The organism is Candidatus Poribacteria bacterium (assembly GCA_021295715.1).
Classification (GTDB): domain Bacteria; phylum Poribacteria; class WGA-4E; order WGA-4E; family WGA-3G; genus WGA-3G.
The window spans coordinates 48,088-68,897 of sequence record JAGWBV010000006.1 but is presented as its reverse complement, the minus strand read 5'-3'; the positions used below and the strand labels follow the sequence as shown (position 1 = coordinate 68,897).

The 20,810-nt window shown below is 49.3% G+C and carries 17 protein-coding genes; 16 read left to right on the top strand and 1 reads right to left on the bottom strand.

Translation table 11 applies throughout. The features are described from left to right. Positions 1 to 9 precede the first annotated feature (9 nt). The 3 genes from J4G07_03380 (at position 10) to J4G07_03370 (ending at position 4,278) form a co-directional block, all read left to right on the top strand. The gene (locus tag J4G07_03380) at positions 10 to 2,076 is read left to right on the top strand and encodes an efflux RND transporter periplasmic adaptor subunit (GenBank protein ID MCE2413025.1); all 2,067 of its coding nucleotides are present in this window, start codon (positions 10 to 12) and stop codon (positions 2,074 to 2,076) included. Between the two features lie 19 nt (positions 2,077 to 2,095). Next, the gene (locus J4G07_03375; protein ID MCE2413024.1) at positions 2,096 to 3,307 is read left to right on the top strand and encodes an ABC transporter permease; all 1,212 of its coding nucleotides are present in this window, start codon (positions 2,096 to 2,098) and stop codon (positions 3,305 to 3,307) included. 254 nt (positions 3,308 to 3,561) lie between these two features. Next, on the top strand, positions 3,562 to 4,278 hold the full coding sequence (locus J4G07_03370; protein MCE2413023.1) for an SDR family NAD(P)-dependent oxidoreductase: 717 nt from the start codon (positions 3,562 to 3,564) through the stop codon (positions 4,276 to 4,278). A gap of 89 nt (positions 4,279 to 4,367) precedes the next feature. On the opposite strand, the gene J4G07_03365 is transcribed toward J4G07_03370, so the two are convergent. Then, a complete protein-coding gene (locus tag J4G07_03365; GenBank protein MCE2413022.1) occupies positions 4,368 to 5,741 on the bottom strand; it encodes a HEAT repeat domain-containing protein in 1,374 nt (457 codons plus the stop codon). A gap of 189 nt (positions 5,742 to 5,930) precedes the next feature. On the opposite strand from J4G07_03365, the gene J4G07_03360 reads away from it, so the two are divergent. The 13 genes from J4G07_03360 to J4G07_03300 all read left to right on the top strand — a co-directional run bounded on the left by J4G07_03360 (position 5,931) and on the right by J4G07_03300 (position 20,600). Next, positions 5,931 to 7,136: an aminotransferase class III-fold pyridoxal phosphate-dependent enzyme gene (locus tag J4G07_03360; GenBank protein MCE2413021.1), complete on the top strand. Its 1,206-nt coding sequence runs from the start codon at positions 5,931 to 5,933 to the stop codon at positions 7,134 to 7,136. A 149-nt stretch (positions 7,137 to 7,285) separates the two neighbouring features. Continuing rightward, positions 7,286 to 8,173, top strand: a complete 888-nt coding sequence (locus J4G07_03355) for a phytanoyl-CoA dioxygenase family protein (GenBank protein MCE2413020.1) — start codon at positions 7,286 to 7,288, stop codon at positions 8,171 to 8,173. 125 nt (positions 8,174 to 8,298) lie between these two features. Next, positions 8,299 to 9,540 carry an amidohydrolase family protein gene (locus J4G07_03350; protein ID MCE2413019.1) on the top strand — a complete coding sequence of 414 codons (1,242 nt, stop codon included), beginning with the start codon at positions 8,299 to 8,301 and terminating at the stop codon, positions 9,538 to 9,540. A gap of 398 nt (positions 9,541 to 9,938) precedes the next feature. After that, positions 9,939 to 10,316, top strand: a complete 378-nt coding sequence (locus tag J4G07_03345) for a Rieske (2Fe-2S) protein (GenBank protein MCE2413018.1) — start codon at positions 9,939 to 9,941, stop codon at positions 10,314 to 10,316. Positions 10,317 to 11,092: 776 nt separating this feature from the next. Beyond that, positions 11,093 to 11,863, top strand: coding sequence for a LamG domain-containing protein (locus J4G07_03340; protein MCE2413017.1), 771 nt, complete (start codon positions 11,093 to 11,095; stop codon positions 11,861 to 11,863). A gap of 205 nt (positions 11,864 to 12,068) precedes the next feature. After that, positions 12,069 to 12,572, top strand: a complete 504-nt coding sequence (locus J4G07_03335) for a GNAT family N-acetyltransferase (protein ID MCE2413016.1) — start codon at positions 12,069 to 12,071, stop codon at positions 12,570 to 12,572. Positions 12,573 to 12,577: 5 nt separating this feature from the next. Continuing rightward, complete coding sequence (locus J4G07_03330; GenBank protein ID MCE2413015.1) at positions 12,578 to 12,988, top strand: hypothetical protein; 411 nt, start codon at positions 12,578 to 12,580, stop codon at positions 12,986 to 12,988. 132 nt (positions 12,989 to 13,120) lie between these two features. Then, positions 13,121 to 14,023 (top strand): hypothetical protein, encoded by a 903-nt coding sequence (locus tag J4G07_03325; GenBank protein MCE2413014.1) that lies wholly within the window; start codon positions 13,121 to 13,123, stop codon positions 14,021 to 14,023. Next, a complete protein-coding gene (locus tag J4G07_03320) occupies positions 14,016 to 14,753 on the top strand; it encodes an HAD family hydrolase (protein MCE2413013.1) in 738 nt (245 codons plus the stop codon). Before J4G07_03325 ends, J4G07_03320 begins: the two co-directional genes overlap by 8 nt. Before the next feature lie 412 nt (positions 14,754 to 15,165). Beyond that, positions 15,166 to 16,035, top strand: coding sequence for an SDR family oxidoreductase (locus J4G07_03315; protein ID MCE2413012.1), 870 nt, complete (start codon positions 15,166 to 15,168; stop codon positions 16,033 to 16,035). Between the two features lie 61 nt (positions 16,036 to 16,096). Continuing rightward, complete coding sequence (locus J4G07_03310) at positions 16,097 to 17,098, top strand: Gfo/Idh/MocA family oxidoreductase (GenBank protein MCE2413011.1); 1,002 nt, start codon at positions 16,097 to 16,099, stop codon at positions 17,096 to 17,098. A gap of 377 nt (positions 17,099 to 17,475) precedes the next feature. Beyond that, positions 17,476 to 18,996, top strand: coding sequence for a hypothetical protein (locus J4G07_03305; GenBank protein MCE2413010.1), 1,521 nt, complete (start codon positions 17,476 to 17,478; stop codon positions 18,994 to 18,996). Positions 18,997 to 19,079: 83 nt separating this feature from the next. Further along, positions 19,080 to 20,600 carry a glycoside hydrolase family 32 protein gene (locus J4G07_03300; GenBank protein ID MCE2413009.1) on the top strand — a complete coding sequence of 507 codons (1,521 nt, stop codon included), beginning with the start codon at positions 19,080 to 19,082 and terminating at the stop codon, positions 20,598 to 20,600. Positions 20,601 to 20,810 lie beyond the last annotated feature (210 nt).

Below are 20,810 nucleotides of genomic sequence, written 5' to 3'. Positions count from 1 at the left end.
GAAGTCTCCATGTTAGGATTAGGAAAATGGAAAATTATTGCGATTGTCGGGGCGGTGGTATTGGTGGTAGCCGCTGTTGCCGTCGGACGCATCGTCTTTACAAACTCAGATGGAAATAATAATGCTGAAACGCCTGAAGTAAAAACTGCAGCGGTTGAACGCGGGGACATTGCCGTAACAATTGACGCGACAGGCACTATCAAGCCGTTAAATATTGTTAAGGTCAGTTCCAAAGCCAGCGGAAAGATTCTGGAACTCAGGATTGACGCCGGTGATTACGTCGAGAAGGATGAGATCATCGCCGTGATTGAAACGACTTACGTCCAAATTAGTTTAGAGCAAGCGCAGGCAGATCTGAGAACCGCGCAAGCGCGTTTACAACAGGCAGAAATTGACTTTGAACTCCAGAAGGAGCAGTCGGCAATCCAGATTCGTCAGTCGGAGGAGTCTCTCGCTGAAGCGAGGCAACGGCTCGTCCAGATCGAGGAAGCGATTCGCATTGAGAAGATAGCGAATAGACGCGGTGTGTTGGATGCCGAAAATAGTCTCAATATCTCCAAAATTCGGTATAAGTTACTAACCTCTGATGAGGTTCGAGATGAAAATAGGCAGCGCGCGAAATCCTCCCTGGAGCAGGAAAAGGCAAATTTAGAGTTAATAGCAGCGGAGCATAAAAGGAATAACACGCTTTACGAAAAAGAACTCATCTCACAAGCGGCATTGGAATCTTCACAGGCGCAACTTAAATCGGCACAGGCACGGCATCGGTCTGCTGAAGAAAACCTGAAACTGGTTGAGAGACCCGCGACTGAAGCTGAACTCGAATTGGGACAAGCCGATATTAGAAAGGCGGAATTCAACCTTGAAATCGCTGAAGAAAGAATAGAATCTGAAGCCACACGAGACATGGATATTGAACTTCAGCAGCAACGGATTGTACAGGCTGAAGAGGCTTTGAAACTCGCACAGGCAAACCAGAAACAGATTGAGCGTAAACAACGTGATCTGGAGACTGCACGCTCATCGGTCACGCGCAGTGAAACGCAGCTGGAACTCCGTCAAATTGAATACGATGATACGATCATCAAGGCACCCATCTCTGGAACGATCCTCGAAAAACTCGTCGAAGAAGGACAGGTGATTACTTCGCGCCTCTCTTCACTCGCCTCAGAAGAAGGACAGACGCTCGTCACCATGGCAGATCTTGACACCGTTTATGTCGTAACAGAGGTTGATGAAACCGACATCGGTAAGGTGGAGATAGGACAACCTGTGACCATCACAGTCGAAGCCTATCCCGATACGCCGTTCCAGGGGGAAGTTTTGAAAATCGCGCCGCAAGGAGTGTCCATTCAGAACGTGACAACCTTTGAGGTAACCTCTGAATTGAAAAATGTGGAAGCTTCAGCAACACGGCAAGGGATGAGGGCTGGTGCCGGAAGATGGGGTGGTGGGGCACGTCCTGATATGGCGAATATGACTCAAGAGCAGCGCGAACGTTTCCAGGCTATGCGTCAACAGCGTCAGGCAGAAGGTGGGGGTGACGGTGGAACGTCAAGACCAACCTCCCAAGAAACAGAAGCCCCCACGCAGCCCACACAGGAGCAGCCTGTTGCAAGCGCGGAAGAGGCTGGCGATGACGATTGGGGCGGACTTTTTGGCGGATTTTTTGCGGAAGCACCTGCTGAAGAGGCACCCACGCAACCCGAATCAGTGGAGACTGAAGATGCAAAAATACCGTTCCTCAAACCCGGCATGAACGCCAGCGTCCAAATCTCAGCTGTCAATAAAATTGATATTCTCACCCTACCAGCCGAAGCCGTCCTTGATATGCGCGGCAGGAAAATGGTCAGGATGGTCGGGGAAGACGGTCAACCCGGTCGTCCTCAGCCGATTGTAGCAGGGGTTAGCAGTTTTGACAAGATCGAAATCGTCTCGGGGCTTGCTGAAGGTGATGTCGTCGCAATCGGAGGCTTTGAGCGCGGTGGCGGCGGTGAAGATTGGCGGCGACGTATGATGCAGAACCCCGCTTCAACGATGCGCCGAATGACTGGCGGTGGCGGTAGAGGACGTTAGGTACGAAGGAGGAAATGCTATGAGTATCTTGGAAAGTCTTACAAACGCATTAAGTGCCCTAATGGCAAATAAACTCCGATCTATGTTGACGATGTTGGGAGTTATCATCGGCGTCGGCGCGATTATAACCACGACCTCAATTGGAGAAGGTGCAAAAGCCGACATCACCGAACGAATTCAGACACTCGGTGCGAACATTCTCGCCGTTCGTCCAGGGCAAAGTAGATCTCGAGGGCGCGGCTCTGCCGATGCCCGGAAAAGCCTCACGGTTGCAGACATGGAGGCGTTACAAGAGCGCGGACAGAATTTTGGCTATGTCACTCCTGAGGTGAGCAGCCGCGCACAGGTGAAATATCGAAATAAAAATGTAAACACAACCATCGTCGGGACATCTCCGGAGTACCTTGTTACCGCGAATTTTACCGTTGAAAAGGGGCGCTTTTTTACAGACAGTGAAATCCGATACCGCGAACGTGTATGTGTCCTCGGCAAAACCGTTGTTGACAATCTTTTTGAGACGGCAGAAGCGGTCGGCGAAACCGTTAAGATTAAGAATGTGGGTTTTCGCGTCTTAGGTGTTATGAAGGAGAAGGGCGCGAGTGGTTGGCGAAACCCGGACGATCAAGTTTTCATCCCATATTCGACCGCTATGAAACGCGTTTTCGGGGAGGATTATCTCTCGAGCATCAGTATACAGGCGAATGATGACAAACTCCTTGAGTCCGCAGAAACTGAGGTGACGGAACTGCTTCGGAGGCAACACAAAATCGCACCAAATAAGGAACTTGACTTTCACGTTCGGAACCAAGCAGAATTCATGGAGACCTTGGAAGAGTCGAGCCAAACCTTCACTAATATGATTTTAGGGATTGCCGTGGTATCATTGCTTGTTGGTGGCATCGGTATTATGAACATTATGCTCGTCTCTGTGACCGAGCGGACGAAAGAGATTGGGCTTCGTAAAGCCGTTGGTGCACAGCGTTCTGATATCCTCGCTCAGTTCCTTGTTGAATCCACGTCGTTGGCACTCGTTGGCGGGATTATTGGGATTGGGGTCGGCATAGCCGGTGCGGAAATAGTGCCTTCGCTTTGGGGATGGCGGACCGTTGTCTCGCCGGTGTACGGAATATTGTCTTTTGTTGTCAGCGCGTTGGTAGGGATCTTTTTTGGTGCCTATCCCGCATGGAAAGCCGCGAAACTTCATCCAATTGATGCTCTCAGACACGAATAATCTTCTGTAGGAGGAAACTTGGATAAAAGGTCTTCGTTATATCCAAGTCCATAGCCTGCAACATCGGCGCAGGCGGATATACGCAAAGAAATACCTAACGCACGAATCCACTTGACCGAACCGCAAGGAAAAATTGAAGTAAGGTTTTCGTTATATCCAAGCCGATAGCCTGCAACATCGGCGCAGGCGGATATACGCAAAGAAACACCTAACGCACGAATCCACTTGACCGAACCGCAAGGAAAAATTAAAATATGGAAAAAATAGCAGTCATCGCAGGTGTGGGGCCCGGTTTAGGGGCTGCACTCGCCCGTAAATTTGTAAACGAAGGATGTAATGTAGCACTCCTTTCTCGCTCATCCGCCTACATTAAAAATCTATCCACGAGATTGGGAAAATCCGGACGCACAGCCATTCCTATCCCCACGGATATTGCTGACGCTGAGCAGGTATCAGAGAGTTTCGCTCGCATTCGAGAGGAACTCGGTGATCCCGATATCTTAGTGAACCATGCCGCAAGCGCAGCGTGGGGAAGTTTCGCAGACCTCACACCCGAAGCGTTTGAAGGGGCGTGGCGCGTCTGCACGCTCGGTGGGTTCCTCTGTTCAAAACAGGTCGTTCCGGGGATGCTTCAGAAGGGGGGCGGGAGCATTCTGTTTACAGGGGCGACTTCTGCTATCCGTGGTAGGGCAGGTGCGTTGGCGTTTAGCAGTGCGAAGTATGCCACGCGAGGATTAGCATCTGCCCTCGCTCGCGAAGTCGGTCCTCACGGCATCCATGTCGCCCATGTTATCGTTGACGGTGTTATTGATACACCCGGCGTGCGACAACGCTATAAACTATCAGAGAATGAACCGCTCCTTGAACCCGATGCCATTGCCGATACCTATTGGGCTTTAGTCCAGCAGGAGCGGAGTGCGTGGACGTTTGAAGTCGATGTCCGCCCGCATAACGAGGAATTCTTTACGTAGGCGTTGCCTCGCGTTCTCGAATCCCATGTTACACCTATCGCTGGCGAGGTTTCCCAACCTCGCCTGTTCTATGTAGCAACCTTCTTCACCTAAAACGTGCTCTCTTTTGAGGTCAGCGGACACCAGCGGGTCGTCTCAAGGTAACGAAGGAGCACTGCCTTCGCCTCTGGTGTGCCGATGCGATGCAGCGCGTGGACCGCATCACCGCGGACATAACGGTTTTCATCGAACAGCATATTTTGTAAGCCTTCAACTGCCTCAGTCGCGTTCTGACCAATCCTCGCCAAAGAAAATACCGCGTTTCGCCGGGCACCTTCGTGCGAATCCTCTAACGCTTTCACAAGACTGGGAACAGCAAGTGAACTCGATTGACCCGTTGTTCCTAACGCCTCTATCGTATGCGACCGCACAGAACCTGAAGCATCTGCTAACGTTTCCACCAACGCAGGCACCGCGGATTTAGCCTTATTTCCCAAGTCACCGAGTGCTTCCGCCGCTTTATCCCGCACGTGTTCACGAGAATCTTTCAACGCCTCCTGCAAGGCATCAACGGCAAGGGTTCCGACCGCATTGAGCGAATAACAAGCATTTCGGCGCGTCATCTCCGATTCATCTTGCAAGCACCGAACCAATGCAGGCACTGCCTTCTCGCCGAATCGGGGCATTTCATAAGCCGCCTGCAATCCTGTCGATTCCGATGTGCTGTTGAGAGAACTGATTAAACCCGACAGTGATTCACCGTTTGATGTCCCGCGCAGGTCGCTATCTTCTATTCCTCGATGCCAGTCCCAAAGGTGTCGGAACATCTCCTGATGTTCGGCACGTCCCATAGGTATGCCGTTTGCCCACTCTGTTTCCTTGTTTGCCCAAGTCGGTTCCTGTGGTTCTGACATCCGGGCATAGAGGAACTTCATCATATAACGTTTCTTCTCGCTGCTGTTAGGCATGGCACGGTGCCACAGGTCGTAGTTTGCGAAAGCAACCGTTCCCGCTTTCCCAACGATCGGTTGTTCCGGCGAGATTTCCGCGCCTTCACGTGTGCTATAATAGTGGCTCGTCGGGACCACACCCGTTGGACCGAGTTCGATAGGTGTATCTTGTGGGTAATAGAAAACCAACAGCCTGCGGGTATGGTGAGACCAGCGTTTCCCGCCATCTTGGTGCATCCCCTGCCCACTGCTACCCGGCGGATTGTAGTGCGGATGGCGGTGTGGCTGCTTGTAGTAGTCAGCGCCAAGTAGGCTTGTCAGAGCACCACTCACGTTCGGATCGTCAAGGATTTGCTGGATCTCTGGTATCCGCGGTATCATATTATTACCCGGATTGCCTTCCTTGTCAAAAACCGTTACCGTCTTTTCATAGATTGCATCGTGGAATTGCGCAGATAATGTGGTGGTGACGGTCACATAACCGTTCACGATGAAATGTCGCATCTGCGCGTCTGTCAAGAGGTGTGCTGCCATTTTTCGCCCCTTTTTCTATTATGAGACTCCGTGGAGACCCTATCTACAAGAATTGTAAGTTGAGCACTATTATTCCATAGATTTTCACAATTTTCAAGAAATTCTCCTCTCAAAATTCATTTTTATGTTAAAATACATTATATTAGAGCGGATTTTAACGCACAATATACCAACGTTGGAGGTTTCAGGATGGGACGAAGTTTTGAAAAATCACTCGCGTGGCAAAAGCGAGCGAAAGCCGCGCTGGTCGGCGGTGGACAACCCCATAAACAGAGCCAGCCACCGAGCCCTGTTATGATTGCAGGCGCGAAAGGCGCGCATTTCTGGGATGCCGATGGCAACGACTATATCGATTACCTCATGGGATTTGGACCTATGATCCTTGGGCACGCCTATCCGACTGTGATTGATACGGTCACAAAGTATCTCGTTGAAAGAGGGAATGTTTATAATTTCGGACATACCCTTGAAGTAGAACTCGCTGAAAAGTTGGTTCAGATTATCCCTTCGGCGGATAGGGTTGCTTACTTTGTTGGCGGATCGGACGCAACAACCGGCGCGATTAAGTTCGCTCGCGCATATACCGGCAGAGAAAAGGTCATTCGATCCGGTTATCACGGCTGGCACGATTGGTGTAGCCACGCCCGCGGACATCTATCAAGTGCTGCTGCCGCTACACTCAGCGTCGATTTCAACGATCTCGAAGGTCTTGCTGACCTCTTTAAAGCACACCCTGACGAGATCGCGTGTCTGATTATGGAACCTTCTGGACAGGACCTTCCGAAAGACGGTTATCTCGAAGAGGCAAAGGCACTCGTCAATGCAAACGGTGCTTTGATGATTTTTGACGAGGTCAAAACTGGGTTCCGCTATTCTTTGGGCGGTGCTCAGGAGTACTTCGGGGTCACCCCCGATATGTCCGTTTTCGGAAAAGCACTCGCGAATGGGTTCGCCACGGCTGTCGTCGTCGGGAGAGAAGATATTATGAATGAAGTTGGCGATGTCTGGGTAGCCGCAACCTTCCACGGCGAGGTATCGCTCGTCGCCGCCGCAATCGCCACAATCGAGGAACTCGAGGCGAAGGACGGTGTCGCCTTTATGTGGAAACAAGGACAGAAGTTGCTGGATGGCTACAGAGAGATGACGGCACGTCTCGGTATTGAGAACGCCCGCATCGGTGGCATCGGACCCATGCCCTACTTCGGCTTGAGTACCGACAGTGATGACGAAAGCCAACAACGGTTTAAGGAAACCTTCTACGAGGCGACTTTGGATGGTGGTTTATATCTGCCCGAAGGACATATCTGGTTCATGTCCATGTCGCACACCGATGAAGATGTCGCGAAGACACTTAACGTCTCTGAGGATGCTCTCAAACGCGCCAAAGCCGCATAGGAAGTACAAGATTACTGAATAATCGTAGAGATCAGAGATGTAAATTACGCTTTCTTTAAGCCGCTTGCAATTCCTCGGAAACACCGCAACTTCATCGAAAACCTGCCCGAAACGAAGTGGAGGGCAGCCCAGGAGCAATAGTTTAAAAAATGGCACAAGTTACGGATCACACCAAACCGTTTATTGTTGATAAAAACCTCGGAACGGCACTCGACATTGATAACGCACAACTCACGGAAACAACCTCCGATGGCACACCTGTTGTCGCACCGACACAAGAACAGAAATACCTCTTTGACATGCGCGGATGGCTTTTGGTTCCGGGGGTGCTGTCAGGTGATGAACTCGCGGAGATGCAAGAGTTCGGATATAAACTTCGCCACGAACCGGAGTCGATTCCAGAGCATGAACGCTCTCCGCTCGGTGGTCCCATGCAACGCCTTGCTGACCATCCGAATGTCGTCGGTTTTCTCAACGAGTTTCTCGCACATCCAGCGTTGTCAAGCCAAGAATGCTACGGCTTCCGTATGGAATCCTGTAGTTTGTTCTATCGGACAGTGGGCGATGGAAACTTTGGACCCCACAACGGAAACGGGATGCTCCGTTTCCCCGGCGACTCGCACCTCTATCGGTGTATCCCCGGCAGAGGCTATAGCGGGTTAACTCGCATCGTCTGGGAACTGAATCCTGTCAAATATCGGCAGGGAGGCACCCTGTTTATTACTGCGAGCCATAAAGCCGTCTACACAGCACCCGACACAATCCGAAGCCAGGATTCTCTAATTTGGGATACGTATGAGTGTCCTGCTGGGTCCCTCCTCTTTTTCACGGAGGCATTGACCCATAGCACCCACACGTGGACGAACGAAGAAAATGACCGACTCGCTATTTTCAGTTGTTACAATACCGTCAATAGCAAATGGCACGATTGGGATCCGCACCCGAAATTGTTAGCCGGAATGCCTGCCAAACGGCAAACTCTTTTCCGTCCCGTCCGCGCTGCCAATAACTTAATCGGTGAAACCTACCGTCATTAGTAGAGGCAGTTCTTGTGACTGTCCTGAGATGTTAGGCTTATCATATCCCTCTCACTGATAATCGACAACTATTCTTACTGATCGCCGACGGCTGATTGCTGACGGCTAATAGAGGAGGCGTTTGCATGCGTCAGATTGGATCAACCCCTGTTACCGCACCCGGTTGGACTGCGAAACCCAAAGACGGGATCGCTATCGTCGATTGTGATGTTCACCACAACTTTCGCCACCCTACGCAACTGCTGCCTTATCTGTCAAAATTCTATCAGGAGCATCTCCTCGACCAAGGGCTACATCTCGGTGGGTATCCGAACATCCCGATTCGGAGCAACCGTGTTGACCTCAAAGGCAGAGTCGAAGAAGCCATCGAATCGACACCGAAAAATTCCGGCGGTGACCCCAGAGATTTTAACTTCACATTGGAATTCCTCCAAGATGAGCATCTCGATGTCTGGAATATTGATGTCGGTCTGCTTACTGGACCGCCGCCATTCTACGGGTATTCTGGGCTACCTGACCCGGACTGGGCAGCTGCGCTATGCCGCGCCTTTAACGATTGGACAATCGAGCATTGGCTTGATCGCGACGAACGCGTTGTCAACGCTATCCTCGTTTCACCCTCCGATCCACCCCAAGCTGTGGAAGAAATTAACAGGCTCGCAGACCGGAAGGACACTGCTGCTGTTATGGTGCCGATGGGAACGAGTCGTCCCTTTGGCAACCGCTTCTATCATCCTATATGGGAGGCGTGTGAAGAACATGGACTCCCAGTTGTGTCACATATCGGCGGTGGCGGCGGGGCAACCCGAAACACGCCAACCCCGGTCGGGCATCCCACCTACTACATGGAATCCCGGATGAGCAGACCTTATGTCGCCAGTTCACACGCAACATCTCTCATCTGTGAAGGTGTCTTTGAGAAGTTTCCCAACCTCAAGTTCGCACTCATTGAAGCACAACAGATGTGGGCGGTGCCGGTAATGTGGCATTTGGATACCGACTGGAAAGCACTGCGCGACCAGACACCATGGCTGAAGCGGCTACCGAGTGAGTATTTCCGCGAACACATCCGAGTCGGGTCACAGCCGATGCACGAACCTGAGAAACCGGAACAGATGTACCAGATGTTGGAAATGCTCCACGCAGATGAAACCCTAATATTCTGCTCAGACTTCCCGCATTTCGACTGGAACGATCCAGTAACGGTTTTCCCCAAACTCTCAGAAGACTTACACCGTCGGATCTTCGCCCAAAACGCCCTTGATATGCTTCGATTGGATGTCGAAGAAACCAATGGATCCCAGAGTCCAATCCCGAACTCGCAGCCTGCAACAACGGCGCAGGCGACTCATGAGGAAAACAGTTGAAGTTTCAAACTCCTGTTATTTCTCCGCAAGGTAAGTTAGAAGACCTGCAACAACGGCGCAGGCGACTCATGAGAAAAACAGTTGATAGTTTAGTTGCGTGTTATTTCTCCGCAAGGTAAGTTAGAAGACCTGCAACAACGGCGCAGGCGACTCATGAGGAAAGCAGTTGAAGTTTCAAGTTGCTGTCATTTCTCCACAAGGTAAGTTAGAAATATGATGATTGACAGCCGGCATTCGATAGATAGGTTTTCGTTTAAGCAGGTGTTCTCTTAGCATACCCTCAAAACGGATAGCCCGTAATGAAATGGAGGGGTTTTTGCTTGAGTATTTCTTCAGAGATAAGAAAAGCACGCCTGAGACAGAATATCAGTTGTTTCTCCGCAAGGTAAGATTAAAATATGGCACGTGTTGTTGTTGGAAAAGTATCAGAGATTCCACCCGGGAACCGCAAAATCATCGTCCCGTTCCGCGGGAAGGCGGGCATTGGGGTCTTTAATGTTGATGGCAAATTTTACGCCATTCGTAACATCTGTCCGCACCGGCGAGGACCGCTCTGCACAGGCGAACTCAGCGGTAGATTCGCCGCCGATGCACCACCTTCAATTGAAGGCGCGACACTCTCTGTTGATGGTTTAGGCGAGGTCCTGCGCTGTCCGTGGCATCAGTGGACGTTTGACATTGCCACCGGACAATGCCTCGTTGATGAAACCTTGCGGGTAGCGACATATCCCGTCAAGATTGACGGTGATGATGTCGTCGTCGAATACGATGGTTAAGTCAATTGAATCAGACTTACGCATTTCACTGGTAGGCGCGGTTTGATGAGGTATCAGAATTTAATTCGGTAATATTTATTTTCCCTAGACTGGTAGGTGCGGTTTCCTAACCAGGGTTCCCACCCGTTACTGGGAAGGGACGCCGGATATGGTTATGGAATTACCGAAATATTTTATTAATCTTCATGTAACCGCACCTGTTACCTCTATGAAATTACTTGATTTACCTAAATTGCTACTAACAAATTTTGGATGTTCAACGAGGTATTTCAGTCTCTTTCTTCACTCGGGGTCCCACCCCTTACTGAGAGGGGAACAGGCGGGTATGTCTATAGAAACCTCTCCCACCCGGTACGGGTGATATTGCTTCGCAGTGAGAATAGAAAACGGCGTATTCAAGCGAACACACCCCGTAGGGGTGCTATGTCTACTTGCATTAAAATATTTCGGTAATGCTATAAGAAACAGTTGTTAATCGAGAAAGGTCTATAATCCTGCAAATCCTTGAATCCTGTAAATCCTGATTCAGACAATTAACACCGCCCATTACTCAATTAAATTCTTAATCTTCATTAGTACCTAACCTAAGTTGCTACCTAACGAGTATTCTATGTTCAAGGGGAGGTGTCAGTCGATTTTCCTACTCCAGTGGAGTAGTATATCTATAGAGTTCCAAGTGTTGAAATGCACGCGCTCCAGCGGAGTGCTATGTCTATAAAAAGGTGACTTAATCTTGCCGAAATGCACGCAATATGCCGAAATAGGAGGATCAAATCATGAACAGGACTCTGAGACAAATATTAGTTATAGCCATTACAGCGACTGTTTTAATGGCTGCAAGCATAACACACGCGCGTCAAGCGATTACCGATGGGTTGGTAAGTTACTGGTCGTTCAATAAGGATTCGGTCGCAGGGAAAACGGTTAAAGACATTGTCGGTGCAAACGATGGAACTATGGATGGGAATGTCGAGATCGTTGACGGTAAAGTGGGTGAGGCACTCAAGTTTAGTGGCGGGCATGTAGATTGTGGAGCAGATAAGAGTTTAACCGACATTGGCGATCAGATTACATTGGAGGTGTGGATAAAGCCTGAGAAACCCGGTTGGGCGATTTTCGCGGGTATATCGAGATCAGGAAATAATTCTTATGTAATTGCGTGGTCAGACCAAACTCGGGTTGATTTTAATCTCTGGAACGGTGCCTTAGAAACATGGCCCTTTCACAGCGTAGGTCAGCCCGATGTGGGTAAATGGCATCATGTCGCTGGTGTTTACGATGGTTCTGTAGCCATTATTTATGTCAATGGTGAAGTAGATAATGAGAAAAAATTCGAGGGAGTCCTCAAACATAACGGAGAAAACTTCTGGATGGGTGCCAGAAAATCGGACGGACTTCCCTACCACGGCATTCTTGACGAACTGCGCCTTTACAACCGCGGTCTCAGTCAAGAAGAGATTGAAAACAATCTCGAAGCGGAAGGACTTGCTGTCGATCCGACCCAGAAATTGGCACTCACTTGGGGAGCAATAAAGGTTTCACAGTAGAGACATCCCTTGTGGTTGTCCCCTAAAAACTGCGTTTGATTGAACAGTAAGAGGGTCCGGTAGGTGCGGTTTTCCAACCAGGGCTCCCACCCGTTACTGGGAAGGGACACCGGATCGTTAAAAAAGGCGGAAAATCCGATAATGTCTTAAAACTGATGACCTTGGCGTTAGATTGAACAGAACCGGTTTGAAAACGGGCGAGTGGATGAACAGGCAACGACACTTTTCCATCGAAGAACTCACAGCCGATCACTCGGATTGGCAGGAATTTGTCACGCTTGTCAAGGACTTAAACCAAGACGGCTGGGCATTTAACCCGTATTTTGAGCAGTTTTCACGCTATTTTCTGGCAGCAAAGCAGGATGAGACCATCGTCGGATTTCTCATGTTTGTGGTGTGGGACATCGGTCCCCACGACCGCGACCATCCACCTATCCAGATAAACGGTAAAACACTAAAAGAGGCGAAGATCCTCGCGTTTGGCGTGAAAGACGGATACCGTCGACACGGTATCGGCACCGCACTTCAAGAATATACCATCCAGCAAGCGAAGTTATTTGACTGTTACCAAGTGCGATCCGTCAGCGGTGAAAATCATCCCGAAAACCACCATCTCAAACTCGCTATGGGATTTGCTGTCGAGCCGATGGAACGTGATGAAAAATGTTTAGCATTTGTCATGCCTCTTAAATCCTCGAAAGAGTGGTAACTTTTATGAGACGGTTAACTGATGCTGAGAAGCAGCAACTTGAGGGAAAAATTGAAAGGCTGCGAGAACGCCAGCAGACACTTCGCGAAACGAACCCTGACCTACCGGAGTCTTTTGAAAAGGTATCCGAAAAAACGGGGCTTGTCCGGAGGTTTAGGCTAAACTATTTCTGGAAATATGGCATGCTCGGGATTATTCTCTGCCTGCTTGCCTTCAACGTGTTTCAATTGCTTAAGTGGAGAAATTTTGGTTCTAACGACTACCTCAACGTCAATCTGGTGGTTGCATTGATGTTACTGTTCAATCATATTGCTTTTCACTTCACAAAAGCAGGATGGACAAGCCGTGTGATGAAAATAGCCGCAGGCATTTGGGCAGTACTTGGATTGGTTTACATATTCTGGATATTTAGGTAGTTGCGCTGTTGCATGGACGTGGGTGCTCCTTAGGTTTGTGTACATCTTTTGGATGGCGTAGAGATCGCATCGCTTAGTGAACCCTTTTTTACAATTTTTCGGGATCTTGGAGAAGATATAGTGAAAAGCCTCATGTTGATATTAAGCACTGTCTTGACAGTGGGTGACGCTTCTTTCGTGGAGGCAGCAAAACAATTAAAGTCTGGAGCATATTATATCACGCAGTCGTGGTCACAGGAGACAGCGTTCAAGCGACTCTATTATGTCAGTGTTCCTGAACGTCCGAATCAGCAAAAGTTTCCTGTTTTCATTTTTTTACATGGGCATAGTGGCAATGCGAAGAAAGCAATGGATGAATTCATGAGACGGCACACGACGATGGCAAGCAGATACGTCATGGTGTTTGCCAACGGATACAAGACGGGTTGGAACATCATGTCGGAGCATTCCAAAGCAGACGATCTCGGATTCATCGAAGCGATCGTTAAGAAACTATCCACTTATGACAACATTCAAAAGGACAATTTCAGCGTCATGGGGAATTCAAATGGTGCCGCTTTGGTGAACCAGTTGGCGATTGAAAGTAAGCTACCGAACCTACGGAATTATGTGAGCGCAGTCAGCCCCTTGAATGTCTATCAACACGACGGGAAGAATTTCAAAGCCAAAGGTGCTGATAACAATTATCAGGCTATTGCCATACCGATGACCGGCAAGCGTCTGATGAATATTTCAGGTACTACCGATGATCTGGTCCCTTATCACGGTGGTACTTCAAAATACATTCCTGCCAAGGACGGGAAGTTGGGCTTTGTTGACGCTGAGGAATCCATTTTTCTCTGGGCGAGGCAGATGAGGTACGACGGAGAGAAGTTGTCCAGACCCAGCAGGATTGATGGCAACTTGGAAATCTTCAGTTATCTCAACGGCGATGTGATTCACTATAAGGTTATCAACGAAGGACACGGCGCAGCGTGGGCAATCAGCGAGGAAATTTTGCTCGAATTTCTGGGAGGTGACAGCGGAAATGATTAAGGCAGTCTTCTTTGATTTGGATGGCACACTCTGCGACTCCGACGCGGCATGGAGCATTGCACAAAGAGAAACGTTTCAACTTTTACGCGAGCAGTATCCAGATGTTTCGGAGGAAGCTTTTACGGAGGCATGGAGAACTGTCCATCGGGAACTCTTTAAGCAGCTTGACGCTGGGAAATGCGCTATGGCAGATGTGAGAGACGCACGCTTCCAGTGTTTATTTCAAGAGTTAGGTTTGCCCATAGATAAGGTTATGGAAGGATTAAGCGGCTTTTTCTGTTCACGCTACCTCACAAGTTTACGTCTTTACGACGATGTCACCGTTCTTGAAGAATTAAGTGCATACCATATCGGCATCATTACAAACGGTGCACACGATGAACACACCGACAGCCAACTTTCTAAAGTCCGACACCTTGGACTCAGTGAACGGATCCAGTCGCTTACAATTTCCGGTGAAATCGGTGTCAGAAAACCGAGAGTTGAAATTTTTCAAGTCGCTTGTGAGCGTGTTGGTGTTTCTCCGAAAGAGGCTCTGTTTGTCGGTGATACCGTTGAAAACGACATCGTTGGTGCCAACCGCGCTGGCATGACCAGTGTCTTCATTGACCGAAAATCAGATGTGTTAACACCAAAGACAGCAGACGAACAACCAGACTACTTAATCTCAAACTTACATGATGTTTTATCTTCTTTGAAACATAAACACGATTATACCACTTCTGGTTGAAGGTTTTTCAATAGGATTTTAACGAGAAAGCCGAATTGTAGCACAAACTTTTAGTTTGTGTCTTATAGATAACGTGAGCCCGATAGAAGAAATGGATTCTTGTAGGTTGGGTTGAACGGTAAGTTACTGAGCAATCGGACAAAGCCAATGACTTTCAAGTTCATTGAAAAATCTAATACCACCAAAACACGAGTGAAACCCAACGTGTTATTACACCAGCAATGTTTGGTTTGTTGGGTTTCATTATATTAACTGTAGGAATAGGGGATTGAAAAGCGGAAATCTCTGGAGAAAAAAAGATCTTTTGATCATTTACCGCTCAACCTGGGAAATACCCAAGCAAACACCTATATCTATAGGGCAGTTTTATTATCAAACTCACGTTAATTCTATTTTTTTGATGTAGAGGCAGATGATGATTGATCCGAACTTAACGGGAAAAGTCGCGCTTATTACAGGTGCCAATCACGGCATCGGTGCTGCAACCGCTTTAGCGTTAGGCAACCAAGGCGTGAAAGTTTTTGCATCATTTTTTCGTCCTCCATGTCAATACAGCGAAGCAGAATTAAAGCGCGCCGAAGAGACCGGGGTCGGTGGTGATATCCTCTACCGAGCCATGCAGCAAAAGCCTATTGCGCATCTGGTCAACCGATTTGAAGAAGCTGGTATGACCATATCCGTCTTAGAGGCAGACCTTGCTGATGAAACAAACATCTCAAAACTTTTTGATGTATGCGAGAAAGAACTCGGTCCCGTTGACATATTGATTAACAATCACACGCATTGTATCTTGGAGACATTTGATCCTGAGCAAACTTCAACAGACGGAAGCGGCATTTTCCTCTCAACCGCTGCAAACATTGATGCCCACTTTGTTGTTAATTCCCGAGCGTATGCGTTAATGATGCAAGCGTATCTGAAACAATATCTTAGAAATGGACTCAACTGCGGACGCATTGTGAATACCAGTACGGATGCGGCGCGCTGCCACCCGCTGAATGTCAGTTATGCCGCAAGTAAGTACGCAATTGAATCCTATAGTCATTCTGCCGCATGTGAAATGGGAAGATACGGCATTACGGTGAACGTCATCGCACCTGGACCGATTCAGACGGGCTACATTCTACCTGATGATGAGGAAGCACTCGCAAAATCTACACCGTTAGGTAGGGTTGGCAGACCTGAAGATGTCGCTGATGTCACAGTTTTCCTCTGCTCTGAGCAAGCACGTTGGCTCACGGGACAGTTGCTCTATGTTGGAGGCGGTCATCGGATACCTTGATGGATAGTGCCTAAGGATTTACCAATAATTCGGAAACAAAAAAGGAACAAGGGGTACCACAATGGATAGCAGCTACAACGTCGCAATAATTGGATGCGGTGGAATTTCTCACATGCACGCCGGATGGTATGTGAACGAACCGAGGGCTTCTCTGACCGCGATTGCGGATATTAACCCAGAGGGACTGAAAGCTTACGGCGAACAATACGGTGTCGAAAAGCAGTATACCGATTACATTGAGATGCTCGAAACCGAAGATATTGATCTGGTTTCCGTATGTACCCGTCCAATACTGCATGCCCCGGTCGCAATCGAAACCGCAAAACGCGGTGTGAAAGGGATTCTTTCGGAAAAACCGATGGCAGAGAATCTCGGACAGGCGCAGGAGATGCTTGAGACCTGTTCACAGCACGGCGTGAAATTGGCGATTGACCACCAGTTACGGTTTAATGCGCCGTATGTCTGTGCAAAGCAGCTGATTGCAGACGGCACGATCGGAGATCTCTTTCGCATTCACGCCGTTTGTGGCGGTGGTGACCTGAAGGACAATGCCACGCACACTGTTGATCTCATGCGATTTATCTACGGTGATCGTCCCGTCGCTTGGGTGATCGGTCAGATTGAACGTATTGACACCCCGACCAAATACGATCTGCATTCCGAGGATTTCGCGATCGGTTACTTCAAATTCGAGGACAACGTTCGTGGCATCATTGAATCGGGCAGCGACACTGCCCCCGGTTACCACCATATCCACTGCTACGGAACGGAAGGCGAGATCGAACTCGCTGCCCCCGGTGGACTACCGCTCCGTTTTCGGAACGCAGAATCGGGTGGTATTTGGGTGTCACCCGACCTTCCGCCAGAGAGTAACCCCGTGCAGGACATGATTGTTGCCATTGAAGAGAACCGGGAACACCGATCCAGCGGTCATCAGGGATACGCCACGCACGAACTCCTCATGGCGATTTATGAATCGTCTCGGAAACGCCGACGGATTCAGCTACCCCTTGAAGAGATGGAATCACCGTTGACCTTGATGATTGAGGACGGCTGGATATAGCCAGCGGTATTCATTTCTCCCCCTGTAGGAGCGAGCTTTGCTCGCGACCCTTGCACATGCCCATGTCAAGTTAGAGACTTTGGAAGACAAACAACAGCGCAATCCGCGGAATCCGTGTCATCCGCGTCATCCGCGATTCAGACGAAAAATAAGCATACCGTCCTCATAGGACTATATTTTGACTTGCACCATATTTCCTTCCGCCTTTTATAGTAAAACCGAAAAATAAAAGAGCACTTTGGAAAACCAAAAACACCTCTCCTTCGCTGGCGAGGTTTGAAACCTCGCCTCTTTGGAATGTCTAATTAATTCTAAACTTTACTATAACCGTAGCATGTGGATTGTTCAACTGATGCCATCTGACACGAGGTGCCAAAATGAAATCCCTATTCATTGATGACCATATCATTGAGGAAATCGACAACCTCGCCCGGAAACTACACCCACTACAAAAATTTGAAAAGAACGTCGTGCTTCGGGCTGAACATCGCTGGGAGAACTGCGGTATTATGATGTGGACAACCCCGGCGTGGGTCCCGGATGAAGCAATTTACAAAACGCTCTATTACGCCAGTTCAGAGGCAGACAGTCCAGAGGTCAAGCTCGACGTGACCGGTGCCCCGATTGGCGGGAAAAGTTTTATCTGCTATGCCACCTCGGAAGACGGTGTGAACTGGGAGAAACCGTCTTTAGGACTTCACGATTACGATGCCCGCACATGGCGCGGAACCGCAATTGGCACAGAGAACAACATCTTACCTACAGGCGTACCACTCGGACCGATCTACGACCCCCACGACCCTGACGAACAACGTCGCTACAAAGGGATGGGATGGGGAAAAGGCGGCGGACTGACACCCGCAATCTCTCCAGACTGCCTCCATTGGACATATCTCGATGTGCCACTTGTTCCAAGTTCAGACGAGGCGCACTTCGGTTATGACGAGGCGAATGGGTTGTTTATCGCGACCGTTAAGCATGCTGGACCTGATGGTAGGTCGCCTTACGGACGTAGTTTCTGTTTGAGTACCAGCGAGGACTTTGAGAACTGGAGCGGATTGGAACTCATTTTCCACGCCGACCAGATCGATCAGGAGAACGGGGAAGAACGGATACGAAAATTCATTGAGGACCCCGATTATCTCACCCCGATTTATAACCGCCCTGAAGAATGGCGCACCGATGTTTATAATTTTCCTGTATTCCGCTACGAAGGATTGTATCTCGGACTCCCTGTGATGCACCACTGGACGGGCAAGCATCCACCGCTCTATGAAAACGTGGACAGTCGCAAGTCGGTGGAACTCGCTTCGAGTCGGGATCTACGACACTGGGAGCGGGTCGGGAATCGTACACCATTTATCGAATTATCTCCTGTAGGGGATAGCAGTACCTACGATACGGGTCAGATCTCAGTCGTCAACGGTCCGATCAGACGCAACAATGAACTATGGTTCTACTATCTCGGTGCTCGGCATCGCAGTCAGTCGCTCGTGGACGTAATGAACAGAAAATTCCTTGATAATCTTGCTATGTCGCTCGCAAAGCTTCGCGTCGATGGGTTTGTGTCGCTCAAAGGGGGTATTGAATGGGGTTCGGTATTGACCAAGCCTCTCGTGGTAGAAGATAGCGAACTGCGTGTGAATGTGGATTCATGGCGTGGCAGGGTTAAGGTAGAAGTTCTCAATGCTGATGACGGACGCCCTCTCCCAGGGTACACCTTCGACGAAAGTATCCCCGCGATGGTCGACAGTATTGACGAACCGGTGCGCTGGAAGGAGAAAACTGACCTCGCTGAACTTCGCGGCAGCACCGTGCGTCTCCGCTTTTCCCTGTCTACATTATACAAGAGGTATTTCTGTTTTACACCAAAAACATACTTATTCCTACTAAATTGACACCTATGGTGCGGTTCGGAAACCGCACCTACCTGACTAAGTCTTCATACAGTTTGTCCTACTACATAAGGAACAACAAAACCATGAACACAACCATCCAAAAAACAGAAGCACTCATCCATTCTACACGCGTGCTTGATGCCGTGTATACAGACGACTCTTACCGTCCACGTTACCACTTCACCCCACCATTCGGTTGGATGAACGATGTCAATGGTTCGATCTTTTGGAAGGGACGGTACCATATCTTCTATCAACACAATCCCGAAGGCGGTTATTGGAAATGGATGCAATGGGGACACGCATCGAGTGTGGATCTCGTGCATTGGGTGCATCACCCAATCGCTTTAACGCCCGATCTCGACGGACCTGACAGGAACGGCTGCTTTAGCGGTGGTGCGCTCGTGAGTCGAGAAGGTATTCCGACATTCATTTACCATGGGGTTCCAGACGGAACATGTATCGCAACGAGCGATGACGATCTGCTCATCACGTGGGACAAGCATCCAGCCAACCCAGTAATTCCCGTCCCCGCACCCGGTGAGAAAGGACACGGTGAGTATATTGTGTTTGACCCGTGTGCGTGGTTGGAAGGCGACACCTATTACGCACTCATCGGGAACAGGATACCCGGACAAACTGGGGACGGGACTGCGCTGTTTAAGTCGTCTGACCTCGCGGAGTGGGAATTTGTACGCTCCTTTTATCAATCTCGGCGCGAGTGGACAGACGCCGAAGAGGATTGCGCTGTCCCCGATTTTTATCCGTTGGGCGATAAGCACATGTTACTGTTTTGTAGCCACTGGCAAGGCACACAGTATTATCTCGGTAGGTTTGAAAACGAACGGTATTATGCTGAAAGCTACGGACGGATGAGTTGGGAGGGTGGATTGCTTGGTGGAGCGCGCTCGCTATTAGACGCGCAAGGTCGCCGTATCTTTTTCGATTGGATTCGCGAGATCCGCGGGGTTGAGCAGGAACGTGCCTCCGGTTGGTCAGGGGTGATGACCCTACCGCGTATCCTTTCCCTCGCAACCGACGGTAGTTTGCGAATTGAACCAGTACCCGAACTGGAATGCCTGCGGATGAACCCGAAAGTACGTGAAAATATCACGCTGACTGCTGATGCGTTAGACTTAGAAGATGTCCAAGGGAATTGTCTTGAGTTGGATGTCGAAATTGATCCCAACGATGCGACTGAGGTCGGCGTTCAAGTGCTCTGCTCACCCGATCAAGCCGAACAAACAGGGATTCTTTATGTTCCGGCGGAGAGAACATTGAAAATCGAGGTAAGTCGTTCCACCTTGAACGAAGCCATCCGGTATCCACATTACAGAGATGCCGGTGGCACTGCGAGATTGCCGGAGTCGGAACGGTTTGTTGATGCCCAGCGCGCACCGTTCGCGTTGAAGGGTAGCGAAACACTTCAGCTCCGCATCTATGTCGATAAGTCCGTAGTTGAGGTGTTCGCCAACGGTAGGCAGTGCATTACACAGCGGGTTTATCCGACACGAGCGGATAGCACCGGTGTGAGATTGATGAGTCGAGGTGGACAGGCACGGTTCCGATCCGTTCAGGCATGGGAAATGGCACCCGCATTTTGAGAGGGTGTATAAAGTTTTAGTTATTTCTTCAACCCCGTAGGGGTGACATCTCTGTAGAAATATCGTTCCTTACCAAAGCTAAACCCCGTAGGGGTGACATTTGTATTAAACTTCAACGAAATATTTACACACCCTTTTGAGAAAAGGTTGACTTTTACATCGAAATAGCATATACTCTTGCTAACATTCGAGGGTGAATTAGCAATCAGC